Origin of the sequence: Klebsiella ornithinolytica NBRC 105727 = ATCC 31898 (genome assembly GCF_001598295.1) — a bacterium.
GTDB lineage: Bacteria > Pseudomonadota > Gammaproteobacteria > Enterobacterales > Enterobacteriaceae > Klebsiella > Klebsiella ornithinolytica.
The window spans coordinates 211,044-226,578 of the sequence record NZ_BCYR01000005.1 but is presented as its reverse complement, the minus strand read 5'-3'; the positions used below and the strand labels follow the sequence as shown (position 1 = coordinate 226,578).

General features: G+C 53.0%; 14 protein-coding genes. 8 read left to right on the top strand and 6 right to left on the bottom strand.

Going from position 1 to position 15,535, the window contains the following annotated elements; genetic code table 11:
- Positions 1-14: 14 nt before the first annotated feature.
- Positions 15-998: a DUF1852 domain-containing protein gene (locus tag ROR01S_RS12645; RefSeq protein ID WP_004860711.1), complete on the bottom strand. Its 984-nt coding sequence runs from the start codon at positions 996-998 to the stop codon at positions 15-17.
- A 377-nt stretch (positions 999-1,375) separates the two neighbouring features.
- On the opposite strand from ROR01S_RS12645, the gene ROR01S_RS12640 reads away from it, so the two are divergent.
- From ROR01S_RS12640 to ROR01S_RS12610, 7 genes are all read left to right on the top strand, one after another.
- On the top strand, positions 1,376-2,236 hold the full coding sequence (locus ROR01S_RS12640; protein WP_015584624.1) for a MurR/RpiR family transcriptional regulator: 861 nt from the start codon (positions 1,376-1,378) through the stop codon (positions 2,234-2,236).
- 130 nt (positions 2,237-2,366) lie between these two features.
- Positions 2,367-3,707 carry an aspartate aminotransferase family protein gene (locus ROR01S_RS12635; RefSeq protein ID WP_048024547.1) on the top strand — a complete coding sequence of 447 codons (1,341 nt, stop codon included), beginning with the start codon at positions 2,367-2,369 and terminating at the stop codon, positions 3,705-3,707.
- Complete coding sequence (locus ROR01S_RS12630) at positions 3,704-4,258, top strand: carboxymuconolactone decarboxylase family protein (protein ID WP_015584622.1); 555 nt, start codon at positions 3,704-3,706, stop codon at positions 4,256-4,258. The genes ROR01S_RS12635 and ROR01S_RS12630 overlap by 4 nt, the downstream gene beginning before the upstream one ends.
- A 150-nt stretch (positions 4,259-4,408) precedes the next feature.
- Positions 4,409-5,161 carry a glutamine ABC transporter substrate-binding protein GlnH gene (gene glnH, locus ROR01S_RS12625; protein ID WP_064359540.1) on the top strand — a complete coding sequence of 251 codons (753 nt, stop codon included), beginning with the start codon at positions 4,409-4,411 and terminating at the stop codon, positions 5,159-5,161.
- A 52-nt stretch (positions 5,162-5,213) separates the two neighbouring features.
- Positions 5,214-5,870, top strand: a complete 657-nt coding sequence (gene glnP / locus ROR01S_RS12620) for a glutamine ABC transporter permease GlnP (RefSeq protein ID WP_015584620.1) — start codon at positions 5,214-5,216, stop codon at positions 5,868-5,870.
- Between the two features lie 2 nt (positions 5,871-5,872).
- A complete protein-coding gene (gene glnQ / locus ROR01S_RS12615; protein WP_015584619.1) occupies positions 5,873-6,595 on the top strand; it encodes a glutamine ABC transporter ATP-binding protein GlnQ in 723 nt (240 codons plus the stop codon).
- A gap of 21 nt (positions 6,596-6,616) precedes the next feature.
- Complete coding sequence (locus ROR01S_RS12610; protein ID WP_064359539.1) at positions 6,617-7,639, top strand: C45 family autoproteolytic acyltransferase/hydrolase; 1,023 nt, start codon at positions 6,617-6,619, stop codon at positions 7,637-7,639.
- Positions 7,640-7,780: 141 nt separating this feature from the next.
- On the opposite strand, the gene ROR01S_RS12605 is transcribed toward ROR01S_RS12610, so the two are convergent.
- Together ROR01S_RS12605 and ROR01S_RS12600 are read right to left on the bottom strand one after the other, a co-directional pair.
- On the bottom strand, positions 7,781-8,257 hold the full coding sequence (locus tag ROR01S_RS12605; RefSeq protein WP_032717235.1) for a cold-shock protein: 477 nt from the start codon (positions 8,255-8,257) through the stop codon (positions 7,781-7,783).
- 186 nt (positions 8,258-8,443) lie between these two features.
- Complete coding sequence (locus tag ROR01S_RS12600) at positions 8,444-8,689, bottom strand: YmjA family protein (protein ID WP_064359538.1); 246 nt, start codon at positions 8,687-8,689, stop codon at positions 8,444-8,446.
- A gap of 248 nt (positions 8,690-8,937) precedes the next feature.
- On the opposite strand from ROR01S_RS12600, the gene ROR01S_RS12595 reads away from it, so the two are divergent.
- A complete protein-coding gene (locus ROR01S_RS12595; RefSeq protein ID WP_032724345.1) occupies positions 8,938-9,546 on the top strand; it encodes a histidine phosphatase family protein in 609 nt (202 codons plus the stop codon).
- 26 nt (positions 9,547-9,572) lie between these two features.
- On the opposite strand, the gene ROR01S_RS12590 is transcribed toward ROR01S_RS12595, so the two are convergent.
- The 3 genes from ROR01S_RS12590 to fecA form a co-directional block, all read right to left on the bottom strand.
- Positions 9,573-11,357: a diguanylate cyclase gene (locus ROR01S_RS12590; RefSeq protein ID WP_044350713.1), complete on the bottom strand. Its 1,785-nt coding sequence runs from the start codon at positions 11,355-11,357 to the stop codon at positions 9,573-9,575.
- 82 nt (positions 11,358-11,439) lie between these two features.
- A complete protein-coding gene (locus ROR01S_RS12585; protein WP_004860727.1) occupies positions 11,440-12,627 on the bottom strand; it encodes an HD-GYP domain-containing protein in 1,188 nt (395 codons plus the stop codon).
- A gap of 502 nt (positions 12,628-13,129) precedes the next feature.
- Positions 13,130-15,460: a TonB-dependent Fe(3+) dicitrate receptor FecA gene (gene fecA, locus ROR01S_RS12580; protein WP_064359537.1), complete on the bottom strand. Its 2,331-nt coding sequence runs from the start codon at positions 15,458-15,460 to the stop codon at positions 13,130-13,132.
- Positions 15,461-15,535: the final 75 nt, after the last annotated feature.

The following is a 15,535-nucleotide window of genomic DNA, read 5'->3' as shown; positions in this document are numbered from 1 at the left end:
GTATGTTCGGTAAATTAAAGCGCGTAGCCAGCAGACCATTTCTCAAGAATATTCTGGTAAGGCTTGATAAAATGCTCTTCAGTAAATTTTCCCTGTTCAATCGCCAGTTGGCTGCGTTCTTCCCGATCATAAACAATTTTAGTTAATGAATGATCCTGGTGATTCAGGTTCGGTTGATAATATTGCCCTGCGGCGGCGTTGGCATTATAAATTTCAGGCCGATAAATCTTCTGGAACGTCTCCATTGTACTGATGGTACTGATAAGCTCAAGATTAGTGTAATCACTAAGCAAGTCACCAGAAAAATAAAATGCTAACGGCGCAACGCTATTCTGCGGCATAAAATAGCGAACCTTTAATCCCATTCTGGAAAAATATTGTTCAGTCAACGACGAGCCATTTTGCTGGTATTCGATACCCAGTACCGGATGCTGATTTCCCGTGCGCTGATAGGTGTCTTTGCTCGATACGCTAAGGCAGATTACCGGCGGTTTGTTAAAGTTCTGCTGGTATACCGTTGAATTAACGAAGTGTTTAAAGATATTTCCATGTAATTCACCAAAACCATCCGGGATGCTAAAGGCGGATTGCTGTTGGTTATGCTCTAACAGTCGCACGCTAAAATCATAATCGCGTACGTAAGAGGAGAAATTATTCCCGGCGAGACCGTCAATACGTTCGTGCGTTTTTTTATCGAGAATGTTCGTTTTTAATATCTCAATGACCGGAAAGCTGCCGCTGCGGTGCTGGTCAGTGAGTGTCATTTCAACTGAAATAATTTCAAGCTCAACAGAATAACGATCGCTTTTCGGGTTATCCCAGTACGCCAGCGCATTAAAACGATTGTCAATCATCGTCAGCGTGTTACGCAAGTTCTCCTCGCGATTTTCCCCTCTGGCCAGATTCGCGAAGTTGGTTGTAATTCGCGTATTTTCAGCGGGGTTATAATGCGCGTCAAAACGACTACGTTTAATAGTAAAAGCAAAATCTTTATTCATCGCGATGGTGCACCCTAAGTTCTGATATGAAAACTGAAGTTATTCCCTGAATCCCAGCATATCCTTTCTTTTTATCTGGTTATTTCATTCAGCGATCATCATATTGTCTCTGATTAATAGAGCATATTTTATGCCAGAGTCCCTGGAGGAGTGAAAGCGACATAATTTCATTACAACATGAGTCATCTTCATGGTCGACGAGCAAACCCATGGCAGCAAGGCTGACGAAGTGCCGGAGCATCACTGCGGATAGCCGGCGGTCAGAGTGCAGCTTCTCGGGCGAAGTAGGTGAGTTGCAGGGCTGAGCAACCCGGAGAGTAGAGTCTCAATCACAAATGTGTTTAGATATTTGCTTCTGAAATCCGGTGACCAACATGATGAATCCACAAGAAAATATTGTCAGTCAGTTCAGTACACTTTCCCCTGAGTTACAGCGGGCTGCGGAGTTCTGTCTGCAAAACGTGAATATACTGGTTGTGCAATCTATGCGAGCGTTCGCGGCACAAGCCGGGGTGAAGCCCGCCACGCTGCTGCGTCTGGCGCAGCGTCTCGGATTTAGCGGCTGGGGAGAGCTGAAAGATGCCTTTATTGACGATCTCGGCTTACGCAATGATACATATGTATCTAAAGCAAAAAAGCTCGTTGCCAAAGATACGCAATCGAATCTGTATGAGGAAGTCTTTCAGGCGCATCAGGCGAATCTGGTCTTCACCGGGAGTGAAAATCAGCAGGCGATGCCGCGAGCCGTCACGCTGCTGGATGAGGCGGACAACGTCTATATCTGCGGGTTTCGCGCCAGCTTCCCGATTGCCTGGTCGTTGTATTACGTCTACCGCTTATTCAACCGTCGGGTGTCATTGATTGATGGCCTGGCAAGCAACATTGAAGTGTTTACCCGTGAACTAACCGCTCGCGATTGTGTTCTGCTCACCAGTTTTGCCCCCTATTCACGAGAGTCCCTGGATGTCCTGCATGCGGCACAGCGGGCTGGTGCTCGCATTATCGCCATCACCGACTCACCGGTCTCCCCTTTAGCTCAGGCTGCGGAGTGTACATTGTTGTTTTCAATTGACAGCCCTTCATTTTTCCCGTCGGTCGTCTCCGGGATGGGGCTGGCGGAATGCCTGCTGGCGATGCTGGTGGCGCGTCACGGCAACGAGGCGGTCAGCAAAATCGAGAGCGCCGAGCGTTATCTGATCGACTCTGGCGCGTATGTGGTCCCCGGCAAATCCGGATAAATGAAGCATTTGTCTCTGTGATAAGAAAATTAAATACATGTGTATCATAATTGCGTTGACGTGATTCAAATGAATCCTGCAAGATAATCCTCATAGTACGCAATAGCGTTTTCAGGAGCAGGAACAGAGCATGAGTCAGATCATTCATCGCAGCTTACGCCACACCCCCGCCGTCGCGGCGAGCGCGCAAGGTGTTTACATCACCGATGCCAGCGGCAAACGTTATCTTGATGCCTGTGGCGGAGCCGCCGTCTCATGCCTTGGGCATGGGCATCCTGACGTGCTGGCCGCCTTGCATCGACAGATCGATCGGTTAGCCTATGCGCATACCAGTTTCTTTACCAGCGATACCGTTGAGCAACTGGCGGAGCAGTTGACTCGCCAGGCGCCGGGAGACCTTAACTACGTCTATTTCGTCTCCGGGGGCTCCGAAGCGGTCGAAACCGCATTGAAACTGGCGCGCCAGTATTTTGTCGAAATCGGTCAGCCGGAGCGCACCAAATTTATGGCCCGCAAGCAGAGCTACCATGGCAATACGCTGGGAGCATTGGCCGTGGGAGGAAATGAATGGCGTCGCCGTCAATTCGCACCGTTGCTGATCGATGTGATTCGCGTCGCCGCCTGCAATGAATATCGCGATCGGCGCGAGGATGAGAGCCAGCAGCAGTATACCGATCGTTTGCTGCTGGAACTGGAGCAGGCAATGATTGAGGCCGGCCCGGAAACTATCATCGGTTTCTGTGCAGAAACGGTGGTCGGCGCGACAACCGGCGCGACCCCACCGACCCCGGGTTATCTGCGCGGCGTGCGTCAACTGTGCGATAAATACGGCATTTTGTATATTGCCGATGAAGTGATGTGCGGCATGGGACGTACAGGCACGCTGCACGCTTTCGAGCAGGATGATGTTGTCCCGGATCTGGTGACCATCGCAAAAGGTTTGGGGGGCGGATATCAGCCGATCGGCGCGGTACTGGCCGGTGAGAAGATTATGGCCGCACTTCAGGCTGGTAGCGGTCTGTTCCAGCATGGACATACCTACATCTGTCACGCCACTGCCGCCGCCGCGGCATTGGCGGTCCAGCAGGTTATCGAGCGTGACAATCTGCTGGAAGCGGTGAAACAACAGGGTCATTACTTACAAAGCGCGCTGCGTGATGTGCTGGGTGCGCTACCGCATGTCGGTGACACCCGCGGACGAGGCCTGTTTGCCGGTGTTGAGTTGGTCCATGATAAAGGGGACAAAACTCCGTTCGATCCCGCATTAAAGCTGCATGCGGCAATCAAGGCCAACTGTTTGTCCCGTGGCCTGATGGTCTATCCGATGGGAGGAACCATTGATGGGCAATATGGCGATCATATCCTGATAGCCCCGCCGTTTATCATTACCCCGCCGCAGCTTGATTTTGTGGTAGATACGCTGCACCAGGTCATTCGTGAAGAAACGCACAAGTTAGCGAGGCCAGCATGATTAATCGCTTACCGCCGCTGGCCGAACAGGAGTGGGATGAATATCAGCGTCCGCTGGCGGAGGAGATCATCAACGGCCCCCGTGGTGCGCTGTTACCGCCCTTTGAACCGTTGCTGCGTAGCCCTGAATTGATGGCTCACGCACAGCGGATGGGGGAGTACCTGCGTTATCGCAGCGCACTCGGACAACGGTTGTCTGAACTGGCCATTCTTATGACCGCGCGCCATTGGTCCCAGCCGGTGGAATGGGCGATTCATGCGCCCATTGCCCGCGAGAAGGGAATTTCAGCCGCTGCGGTACAGGCTATTAATGAATGCCGTCTACCGCTGGATTTACAAGCGGATGAGTGGGTGGTTTATCATTTCTGCCAGCAGCTACACCAGGAGAAAAAAATCCGCGATGATACCTGGCAACACGCCATAGCGCTTTGGGGAGAAAAGGGCGTGGTGGATTTGATGGGAATTAACGGCTATTACAGCTTACTTTCTATGCTTATGAACGGTGCACAGACGCCAGTACCCGATACCGGGGATGAGATTATTCCCGCTTAAATAATTGACTGACAAACAGGAGTCTATTTTTTCTTCATTCCTCTTGGCAGGCATAATTTGTCATGGAATACACACATCAGTTGTTAGCCTTTCAGCGGGCGCAGCACCTGTTTTGTTATATATATTTTCTCATCGACGTTGAGGTTTATTATGTCTACTTTACTTAGCAAATTAAAAATCACATTGGCTCTGGTCGCGTTTTCCACCAGTTTCCTGGCCGCAGCCCAGGATAAAATTACGGTGGGTGTTGATACGGCATTTGTTCCCTTTGAATTTAAACAAGGTGATAAATACGTGGGCTTTGATATCGACCTGTGGGATGCGATTGCCAAAAAAATGAATATAAGCTACGAATTACGCCCCATGGATTTCGGTGGGTTAATTCCTGGCTTGCAATCGCGTAATTTAGATGTAGCTATGGCGGGGATTACCATTACCGATGCGCGAAAACAGGTTGTCGACTTTAGCGATGGATATTATAACGCTGATTTATTAATGGCGGTGAAGACAGGTAATAATAGCATCACCCGCTTCAGCGATCTGGCGGGCAAGAAAGTAGGGCTTAAACAAGGCACCGCCGCCGCGACCTTTATGAAATCAAAATACAAAGCTAACTATATTGAATTTCCGAACATCGACAATGCCTATCTCGATCTGCAGGCAGGGAACCTCGACGCCGTGGTACATGACTCGCCGAACGTGCTCTATTACGTAAAAACGGCGGGCGGTGGGAAAGTTAAATCTACAGGGGAAAGCGATAGCATTTTGCCACAGCAGTATGGCTTCGCGATGCAGAAAAACAGCAGCCTGACACCAAAAATAAATGCCGCACTTGAGGCATTACGCGCAGATGGTACCTATAGCAAAATTTATGTGAAGTGGTTCGATAAACAACCGAAATAACATCTTCTGGCCGAAGAAATTCGGCCCATACTCCATCTGAACTGGTTTTATTATGAATTTTGATAGTCATTATATATGGCAATCCCTGCCACTGTTGTTGCAGGGGTTGCAACTGACATTGATTATTTCACTGTCAGGTCTGTTGGGCGGTTTTATTATTGGTTTGTTCGCCGGGACCTGCCGGGCTTTTGGTGGTCGCATAGCGAAAACGCTATCGTTAGTGTTTATTGAATTAATTCGTGGTACGCCGATCATGGTACAGGTGATGTTTATTTATTTCGCATTACCGATGATATTGCCTGTGCGTATCGAACCCGTTACTGCCGCGATTGCGACGATTGTAATTAACTCCGGTGCCTATATTGCCGAAATAACGCGTGGAGCAATATTATCGATCAATAAAGGTTTTAAAGAAGCCAGCCTGGCAATGGGATTATCCCAACGCAGCACCGTGTGGCATGTGATTATGCCTCTGGCATTGCGGCGTATGATTCCAGCGCTGGGTAACCAATGGATTATCAGTATTAAAGATACTTCGTTGTTCATTGTCATCGGTGTAGCTGAGTTAACGCGGCAAGGACAGGAAATTATTGCCGGCAACTTTCGTGCCCTGGAAGTGTGGACGGCAGTAGCGTTGATTTATCTGATGGTGACGTTGTGCCTGAGTTTTCTGCTGAAGCAACTAGAGAAAAGGATCCATATTTTATGAGCATGGTTGAATTTAGCGCAGTATCTAAAAGCTTCGGCACGACGCCCGTGCTGCATGATATCAATCTGAAAATTGAAGCCGGAGAAGTGGTGGTGATTATCGGACCTTCGGGGTCGGGTAAATCGACGCTGCTACGCTGTATCAATAAACTGGAGGCAATTAGCTCTGGTACGCTGCTGGTGGCGGGGATGCATATTACCGATCCGCACGCCAGCGAATGTGATATCCGCCGTGAAGCAGGCATGGTGTTCCAGCAATTCCATCTCTTTCCGCATTTAACCGCGCTGGAGAATGTGATGTTTGGCCCCATTCGGGTGCGTAAACAGAGTAAAGCAGCGGCGCGCGAACAGGCGCTGGCATTGCTGGATCGCGTCGGCCTGAAGGACCGAGCTAATCACTATCCATCGGAGTTATCCGGCGGCCAACAGCAGCGCGTGGCGATTGCGCGTGCGCTGGCGGTGAAGCCGAAAATGATGCTGTTCGATGAACCTACTTCCGCGCTTGACCCTGAATTGCGTCATGAAGTGTTAAAGGTTATGCGCTCGCTGGCTGATGAAGGGATGACTATGGTCATTGTCACGCACGAAATTGGCTTTGCGCGTGACGTGGCATCGCGCTTGATCTTTATTGACAGGGGAACCATTGCCGAGGATGGATCACCTGATATGCTGCTAAACGCGAGCAGTAATCCGCGCCTGAAAGAATTTTTGCAACACGTATCCTGAATAGAAGTGAATGATAACAATATGAAAAAAATCACAATTAGTGGATCTTCGTTTGCCGTTGGTCAACGCCTGGGCGAATTCGGTCGCGACGCCTGGCATCAAAAGCTGGTACATATTCCGCTGTGGCAAACGGTTATTGGTATGAAAGACAGTGCGCAAACTCGGGCGATGCGAACCCTGGTTGAGCAGCAGTTTCCGTTGATTTGGCAGGAGCTGACCGGTATGGCAGCGGGTTTACAAGCGCCGGTTGACGAAGTTTTCGCCTGGAACTGCCGGGGTGATTTAGTGCGATCAACGTCCGATGGTTGTACCACGGTAGTGGGGGAGAGCCGCGAGGGGGAGCGCGTGATCGCCCACAACGAAGACGGGTTCCCGCAGCTACGCGACGATTGCGCATGGGTCAGTATTTCACCTACCGAGGGGATGGCCTTTTCCAGCTTTGCTTACCCAGGTTCGCTTTGCGGTCATACTTTTGCAGTCAATGCCATGGGGATCGTGAATACCGTAAATAACATTCGCGCGCTGCACCGGCCCGTCGGTATACCGCGGCAAATCCTGGCGCGCGCTGCGCTGAATGCCAGCACGCTGGATGAGGCCATTGCCGTTTTAACCACCCTGCCGCGTTCAGGTGCATTCCATCACACCCTGGGACAGTCCGGAGATAGTCGTCTGTTCAGCATTGAAGCGACAGGCGCCGGGCATTCAGTGCGTTTGCTGGATGGCACATTTGGTCATGCTAACCATTTGATTCACGAATCGCTCAGGGATGTGCAGCAGGTCATTACCGACAGTTCCGCTTCGCGTCAGGCTCGCCTTATCGACGAGTTAACAACGTCATCGCAACTGGATGCAACGGGCGCCCTGGCTATCTTATCCGATCAGCAGGTTGCGGCACTGCCGATATACCGTTTATCGCCGCAGGATCCGGATGAGGAAAATACCCTGGCTACGGCCCTGTTTGTGCTGAATGCCCGCCAGGTAGAGTGGCGCATTTTCACCCTGGATCGGCAGCAGGCTATCTTGCAAGGGGTGGTAAATGCATGACCTGTGTGAGTGAATGCGCCGATGTTACTCTGGCACCCGAGGTTGCAGAACCGGGGCAAGAGAGGGCGTATGGAGAGCGGTTTGAGGGGCCGGCAGGCTGCATCAGAAGGGTGCAGCCTGCCGGCCTGGATCAGAGTACGATCAGACTTTAAGCAGTTTCACCGTGGCGTCGATGTCAATTTCATCTTCTGAGAAGATCAATGTCGTGCCCTGAAAAGTGGTGATCGCCAGTTTTTTCAGCGAGCGCATGTCACCGGGCTTAACGTCGGATTTCGGCTTGATGCTGCTCATCAGGATCCCCACGGACAGCACCGCATTTTCTTTATCAATGCGGGTATCGGCAGGTACCTCTTCGCTGTAGACCAGGTAGGATTTGATCGACGTGAGCTTCAGGCGCTCGCCGGCGATATAGATATATTTGCTTTCTGGTACCACTTTCACCGCGTACGCTGACAAACCCTTGTTATTGGTGGTGGGTTCGAAGGTCACCGCCGCATCTTTCTTAATCAGCTCAGGATTGGCGACCTTAATCACATGAAAATAGCGGTTATCGCCGTTTTCATCTTTGATAAATCCAAAACCTTTATCTTTAAACCAGGTTGTGATTGTTCCGTTCATCGCCGTTACCACCTACTTAATCGTGTATTAACTCAATTTTTGCAGCGCGCAGTGTAATGCACAATGGCTGCGCAGACCACGTCTTTGGTTTCAGTCTGGACGATAAATTTTGGCTATGCGAGGGGAAATAGCGTGCGTCAGAATAACAACACGCCTGTTTATCCTGGCCAGAGAGCCGGTGGCAGGCTACTCATTGCCCCACTGATTAAGGAACGTCGCGATCTCATCGATACGATCCGGGTGGAGACCGGCTTCGTGCGCCATTTCTGCCTGGGCCTCTTCGCTGATCTCCTCGTTGTTCATCAGACGGCTGAGCAGCAGCTGAAAATAGTGCGCCAGAGGTTCGCGTTCCGATTCACTGACCGGCTTTGCGCATTCTGTCGCGTACTCTTCGGCGATGTCATAATACTTTAACGGTATTTCATTATTCATTCAGTAGGCCCTTAGGTTAATGCCGGCATCATTTTCCAGAGATCATATCATCCTTATTTCATTTTTTCTGCCATCTGCATTGCGGAGATCCGAAGGCGAAAAACGCCTGAGAGTATGGCGGTCTGATTTTCTGTTCCACCGCGCGGCCAACAGGATGCGCGTCAGGGGAACGCTGGACCGGGCATCACTTTCTTTTTATTCTCTGCAGAGGGTAATGTTGCCCGCTAACTCGTAACCCGATGCTGTCAATGAAGATATTGCTCGTCAGACATGGTGAAACCGAATGGAATAGCGTTAACCGCCTGCAGGGGCAGCTTGATAGCCCGGTAACCGCGCGTGGGCATCGACAAATCGCGGCATTGATTCGCGCGCTTGACGGTGAGGAGATAGATCGGGTGGTCTCTTCTCCTGCAGGTCGCGCCGTCGCGGCGGCTATGCCGATCGCGGCCCATTTTGCCTGTCCAATCCGCTTTGATGCGCGGCTCATTGAACGGGGTTTCGGGCCATTAGAGGGCACGGTCTATCCGCAGCTCAACGACGCGCAGCGAAGGCTGTTCGATACGATCTACTCCGGCGATCCGCATGTGACGCCGCCGAACGGCGAGTCGCTGACCGCTGCCGCCGCCAGAACAACCGCGGCGCTGCTTGCAGCCGGTGAGGCGGGGGATCGCTGCGTGTGCGTGGTTTCTCATGGCCAGGTCATACAGGCGGTTATCTCCATTCTTGACGGCCATGGCGCGGAGCACTTCCCCCGCTATACGCATCAGAATGGCAGCTACTCGGTTCTGGAGTATGCGGCAGGTCGGTTATCGCTGGTGAAATGGGGGATAGCCACCCATTTGCTGCTGCGGGGATAAGCAGACAGCTTATCCCCTTATGGCGTTTAGTCGGATTTCAGCATGCCGAAACTGACTATTCTGGAGCGGCCCTGCTCTTTGGCCCGGTAAAGTGCGGCATCCGCGGCACGCAGCAGGCTGTCGCTCTGGGTATGCTGCGGGAAGCTGGCAATGCCGATGGAGACATCCACCTGGCCAATCTCGGTGAGGCCATCGCGCAGGGTCAGGCTGCGGACATTGTCGTAAATCTCCTCTGCGCAGGCCCGGGCCGCCTCTTCACTGGCGCCGGCCAGCAGCACCAGAAACTCCTCGCCGCCGTAGCGAAAAGCCATGCCTTTGTCGCGTACCGCGCGTTGGACAATGACCGCTACGCTCTTGATCACCAGATCGCCGGCTTCGTGACCATACCGATCGTTAATCGTCTTGAAGTGATCGATATCGATCATCAGGCAGCTCAGCGGAGCATGGTTTTGCACCGCGAGATTGATTTGCGTATGCAAGGCATCATCCAGATGATGACGGTTACGCAGCCCGGTCAGCGAATCAAACAGCGCTTTCTCCAGCAGCGCGCTGCGCAGACGCTGGTTTGCCAGCGCCAGACCCAGCGCTTCGGCCATCAGCTCCAGATAGGCACGCGAAGGGGCGGTAGCAGAGGTGACATTCCTGAAGGAGAGCAGGCCGATGGCTTCTCCTTGCGCAACCAGCGGCACGCAAAGCGATTGATGAATGCAGGCGTCCGGCAGGTGTGAACAGGCGATGTCAGGCTCACCATTGACCGGTGGATGGCTTAATCCACGGCGGACGGCCCAGCAGTTGTCAGGATAAAAGACCTCGGGTTCATCCGGCGGCGAGAGCCATTGGGCCACACAGCGCAACTGCCAGGGATTGGTTTCGAGAACATACAGGCGCCCGGGAATTGCGGGGGCGATATTCGGCGCGAAGAGCTCGGCGACCTTGATAACATCATCAAAAGATTCGCAGCCTTGCAGACGCTGCGTCATGCGCGCCAGCAGTTCCCGAATCGCCCAGTCGGCATCGCGCTCTTGTTCAAGACGCTGACGCGCCAGGCCATTTTCGCGGAAAATACGGATCGCCTGCGCCATATCGCCAATCTCATCGATCTGCGTGAACTGGGGAGCTTCGACGGCATAATCCTGTGAGGCGAGACGCTGTACCACATCGCTTAAACGAACAACCGGGTACAATACCCGCCGTTGAAGGATAAACCCGAGGACAAACAGGAACATCAGCGCCGTCAGCGCGACCATTATTTCTGATAACGTACGCCAGGTGTGCGATTTTTCCGTGGCTTGCGCAATGGCGCTGGCGGCCCGGCCTTCCAGCATAAGGCGGAAGTGATCGATCTGTGTCTGTACCCGGTCCAGCTCCTGTTCATAATGCTTGCCGTAGAGCAGGGAGAGCGCCTCGCTGTCTGCGCCGCGTTCAATACTGGCGAGCGCGGCCTGCTGTTCATCCTGCAGCTCATCCGCGATCTGCAGCCCCTCGCGCAGCAACATCAGCTCCTGCGGCGTCGCTCCCCGATCTTTCAGCTTTTCCAGCCGGTGCTCTATGGTCGTCAGCGAACGGGCCTGCTGGCGGTACTCCTGCAACACATCCGGATTTTTGTTAATGACGTAAGCGCGAGCGAGGTCGGATAATTCCCAGCTCTCGGTTTCAACCGTTTCGGTTAACTGGTCGAAGATCTGCCGCTGTTGTACGGCCTGGCGTTCGGCCGTCTCCGCGTTGGACGCCATCAGCATGGCAATACCGGAAGTGATGGTCAGGCAAACGGTGATCCCGTAGGCCCAGTTGGTCATGGTGGCGATTCTCACCCGAATTTTCCTTGCGTGCAGATGAACAAATGACGTTACGTCTAATTATAGAACCCGCTTTTGCCCACTTGCGGGCAGAGGGTTAGCTGCGTTTTTTGCGAATAATCGTGCTATGTAGCGTGCCGGCATGCTGGCATAAGGTACAAAAAACATCTTTATCCAGGGCGCCATTTATAACATCGTTCTCTATCAGCTGTAATGCATCCTGATAACGCATGGCGACGCGATAGGGGCGATCTTCGGTCAGAGCGGTAAAAATATCGGCAATGGCGATGATCCGGTCAGGGAGTTGCAGATAATCCTGATTCAGATGCAGCGGATAGCCGCTGCCATCGAGTTTTTCATGGTGGTTTGCCGCCCAGTTAATGATTTCACCCAGTTCACTAAAGGCGCTGAGAATTTCACCGGTCATATAGCTATGTTCTCGCACCTGACGGAGTTCATCAGGCGTGAGTTCGCTTTGCTTTTCCAGGATATCCAGCGGGATATTAATTTTACCAATATCGTGCAAATAGCCGGCAATTTCGATTTTTTTACACTCCTGTTCCGGCAGATGCATATAGGTTGCCAGCAGGCAGGATATTTCACCGACCATAATGCTGTGGCTGGCGGTGAAACTGCTGTAGGTATCGACAATTTTGGCGATTAACAAACAAATATCTTTCAGCCCGTCGATATCGATGTACAGCTCGTTAATCGGGCCGATGATCTCCAGCATCCTTTGGATATGTCCGGGATGAAGATGCAGCCAGAAATGCTCTTTTTGCGCGAGCTGGCAGACGGTGTCACAGAGCATCGGATCAATCTCATGATGCAAGGTGCGGAAGGTGTCGATGATAATGTCGGGGTGGTGATCCGTGGTGATATTTCCGGTGGAGAGCAGACGTTCAAAAGCATCGGCAAAAAAAACGATATGCTCTTCGAGGTTACCTTTATGCGCCGGGTTAAAGTGGTGATGGCGGATAACAGGCAAAACAGGCGCGAAGGTGGGTAAGCCGCTGAGCATCTCGGCCCCCCGATGCTGGTGAGGGTCTTCGATATTATCAATGTCATTCAGCGAAGTGACGATTCGCTTATCGCCGAGCACGCCAATATCGTGAAGCAGTGCGGCGCAAAATATGGTCTGCTGCTGCGACCGCGGCAGTTCCAGAGCTAACGAAAGTTCGAGAGCAATTAGCGCCGTGCGTTGCATATGCAACTGAAGTTCCGGGTTGATTATCTGTATAACGCGCGTGGTTAGCATCAATGCTGATTTTAAGGCGAGACGCATCGTTTTTCTCCATCCGCGTGATTGGGATAATATCGGCTCATTCTGGTGGCCTGTATCCAGATAACGCCAGCAGGGGGTAGAGACGCCAGTTCGCGGCGAAATAATCGGTGAGCAAATCCCGAAATAATTTCATTTATAGCCATACTCAAGCCCGAAATGCGTGGCGACAAAGACGCATAAAAGCGTGAAAAAAGTCTTTAACAGGCGTCAGTTAATCATTTTGCTCATAAAAAGAAAATACATTGTCGTGAGTAGCTTGCGTTACCTCGCCGCCGGGATGAGGCTTATCTGATTCGATCGTCGGCAAAACGAATTTTAGAACAGGCTGCGTGATGGTGTGATGAACGCTTGCCTGTCGCCGCTGACGGAGACGCTGTTGCCTCGCGAGTTGTTGGCGGCGTGAAGCCAGTACAGGGCCGAACGTCGGCCCCACGGTAAAACAACACCGTCACCGCCCCTGGGCGGGACGGTGACGAACGTTTTGATTACCACCACGTCATCATCAGAATGTCATGGCGCCTTGCAGATACAAGGTACGCGGCTGGCCGACATAGATGCCTTTGTTGTTATCGTCATATGAGCGGGTGTAGTACTCATGGTCGAAAATATTTTTTACGCCAAACGCCAGATTGAGATTGGCCATTTGCGGGCCAAAATCGTAGGCGACGCGGGCGCCCCACAGCATATAGCCCGGAATGCGACCGTTGCTGCCGTCAGCGCTCTCTTCCACGGTGTTGGCGTTGTCAGCAAACTGACTGGACTGGAAATCGCTATTGAGGTTGAACGTCCAGTTACCCGGTTTGTAATCTACCCCGAGCGTACCTTTATGTCTGGGTGAGAAAGGCACCTGGTTGCCGTAGGTATCGCCTTTCTCACGAATGACGGCGTTGACATAGGCATAGCTGGCATAGACCGACAGATTTTCCAGCTGCGGATTGAGATCGCCGAGATCGTAACGCGTCTGCGTCTCCAGTCCGCTGTGGCGAGTTTTACCGCGAGCGGTGACGGTATCGTTGGTCTGGTTGGAGTCGTACTGATTGTTGAAGTTAATCAGGAAGAGTCCCATTTCCGCGCTCAGCGCGCCGTTGTCGTAGCGGGTACCGACTTCCCAGGTGCGGGCCTTTTCCGGTTCCACATTGCCGCTTTGCACAGCCTTGCCAATTTGGCTGTACTGTACGGTACCGAACGATCCTTCTGTATTGGCATAAAGATTCCAGCTGTCGGTGAGGTGATAAAGTACGTTAAGCGCCGGCAGCGGGGCATTATAGCTGACCTGCTGACGGGTGCCTTTCAGGCTGTCGTCCTGGTAAGACTCAATATGTTCGAAACGCATCCCCGGCGTGACCGTCCAGTTGCCGATATCGATGCGATCGTCGATATACCAGGCGTGAGCCTCGGTGCCAGAGCGGGTATCGCGGTCGTACGGACTGGCGGTGTCGGGCAACTTGCCGCTGACGGTGGGGGTGTAATAGCGCATCTCGTGCGTGGATTCATTCACGTAGCGATAGCCGACGCCGACTTCATGCGCGGAAGCGCCAAGCATAAAGCTTTGGCTGTAGCGCGGCTCGATACCGCGCACCCAGTATTCACGCGGGGAAAGCGTGGTGCGTTTCCCTTGCTCCAGATAACCGCTGCGCAGCGTATGGGTATAGAAGCCCTGAATGTTGAACTTGTGCCGGTCATCGGGCTGGAACTGATAGCCGAGGCTGGCCAGCTGACGTCGTCCCCAGAAGCGATCTTTTAAGCGGGTGGACTGCCAGCGATCGGCAGCATAATCGGCGCGGGACAGGCCGCCGGGCATATCGGCTTCACCATCGTAGTACTGCAGCAAGCTGTTGAACGTGTGCACCGCGTTTGGCGCATATTTGCCTTTCAGCATCACGTCATCGATGCGCGTGGCGCTATGTTCACGCCAGTCGCTGCCGCGGGTACCTGAATAGAGCAGGGCAGCCCCCAGTCCGTTATCGGCGGTCCCTCCCAGCATCAGGTTATGCGTCTCTTTGGGATTGTTCTGCGAAGAGGTCGGGCTGAGCTGGCCTTCTACGCCGCCCGCGATAGCAAAGTCCTGCGGGATGGCCCGGGTGACAAAGTTCACTACGCCGCCCACGTTTTGTGGCCCGTAGCGCACGGCGCCTGCGCCGCGAACCACATCCACCGCATCCATATTGCCCAGCGATACCGGCGCCAGCGATAGCTGAGGTTGACCGTAGGGGGCGAAAGGCACCGGAATACCGTCCATCAGTACCGTAGAACGGCTGGCGAGGCGTGGGTTCAGCCCCCGGATGCCAAAGTTCATCGCCAGATCGTGGCTGCCGGTACCGGTATTTTCCGGCGCATTGACGCCGGGAATGCGATTCAGGACTTCGCGCATAGTGGTGGCGCCGGTTTTGGCGAAATCGTCGCGGCGGATAACATCGCGGGCGCCGGCGTGTTCAAAAACATCGTTTTCCCGGGCGTCGCCAAGCCAGTCGCCGATCACCGTCAGCGTGGATTCCGTATTAACCGGCGCCGGTTCCAGCGTCCAGGCCTGATTACCCAGAGATTTCAGCTGCAGTCCGCTCCCGCTGAGCAGCGTTTGCAGACCCTCTTCCAGCTCATAGCGGCCGTGCAGGCCATCGCTGTGTTTTCCGCGCGTCAGGCCAGCATCCGCCGAGAGCGTAATGCCGCTGCGGGCGGCGTACTGGTTCAGTGCGCTGTCTAAATCCCCGGCGGCAATATCAAACTGCGTTGCCGCCAATGCGGGGACAGCGACCAGCCCCGCGAGCGGCAGCAGGCTTAAACGGATTGCCATCACCAGAGGCATCGGTTTGCGTAATACGCGTAAAGGCGTCATGTGTTCTCCACAATCGTTTTTGGTTGTCATCACCTGTTAAGTCGAACGAGCGGGTGAAAAGGGACAATGGAGAAG

What these genes read in the sequence shown, in the direction of transcription:
- glnP (WP_015584620.1), top strand. Translation starts at nt 5,214, where the DNA reads ATGAATTTTGATAGTCATTATATATGGCAATCCCTGCCACTGTTGTTG.
- ROR01S_RS12610 (WP_064359539.1), top strand. Translation starts at nt 6,617, where the DNA reads ATGAAAAAAATCACAATTAGTGGATCTTCGTTTGCCGTTGGTCAACGC.
- ROR01S_RS12600 (WP_064359538.1), bottom strand. Translation starts at nt 8,689, where the DNA reads ATGAATAATGAAATACCGTTAAAGTATTATGACATCGCCGAAGAGTAC.
- fecA (WP_064359537.1), bottom strand. Translation starts at nt 15,460, where the DNA reads ATGACGCCTTTACGCGTATTACGCAAACCGATGCCTCTGGTGATGGCA.
- ROR01S_RS12595 (WP_032724345.1), top strand. Translation starts at nt 8,938, where the DNA reads ATGAAGATATTGCTCGTCAGACATGGTGAAACCGAATGGAATAGCGTT.
- ROR01S_RS12630 (WP_015584622.1), top strand. Translation starts at nt 3,704, where the DNA reads ATGATTAATCGCTTACCGCCGCTGGCCGAACAGGAGTGGGATGAATAT.
- glnQ (WP_015584619.1), top strand. Translation starts at nt 5,873, where the DNA reads ATGGTTGAATTTAGCGCAGTATCTAAAAGCTTCGGCACGACGCCCGTG.
- ROR01S_RS12605 (WP_032717235.1), bottom strand. Translation starts at nt 8,257, where the DNA reads ATGAACGGAACAATCACAACCTGGTTTAAAGATAAAGGTTTTGGATTT.
- ROR01S_RS12585 (WP_004860727.1), bottom strand. Translation starts at nt 12,627, where the DNA reads ATGCGTCTCGCCTTAAAATCAGCATTGATGCTAACCACGCGCGTTATA.
- ROR01S_RS12640 (WP_015584624.1), top strand. Translation starts at nt 1,376, where the DNA reads ATGAATCCACAAGAAAATATTGTCAGTCAGTTCAGTACACTTTCCCCT.
- ROR01S_RS12645 (WP_004860711.1), bottom strand. Translation starts at nt 998, where the DNA reads ATGAATAAAGATTTTGCTTTTACTATTAAACGTAGTCGTTTTGACGCG.
- ROR01S_RS12635 (WP_048024547.1), top strand. Translation starts at nt 2,367, where the DNA reads ATGAGTCAGATCATTCATCGCAGCTTACGCCACACCCCCGCCGTCGCG.
- glnH (WP_064359540.1), top strand. Translation starts at nt 4,409, where the DNA reads ATGTCTACTTTACTTAGCAAATTAAAAATCACATTGGCTCTGGTCGCG.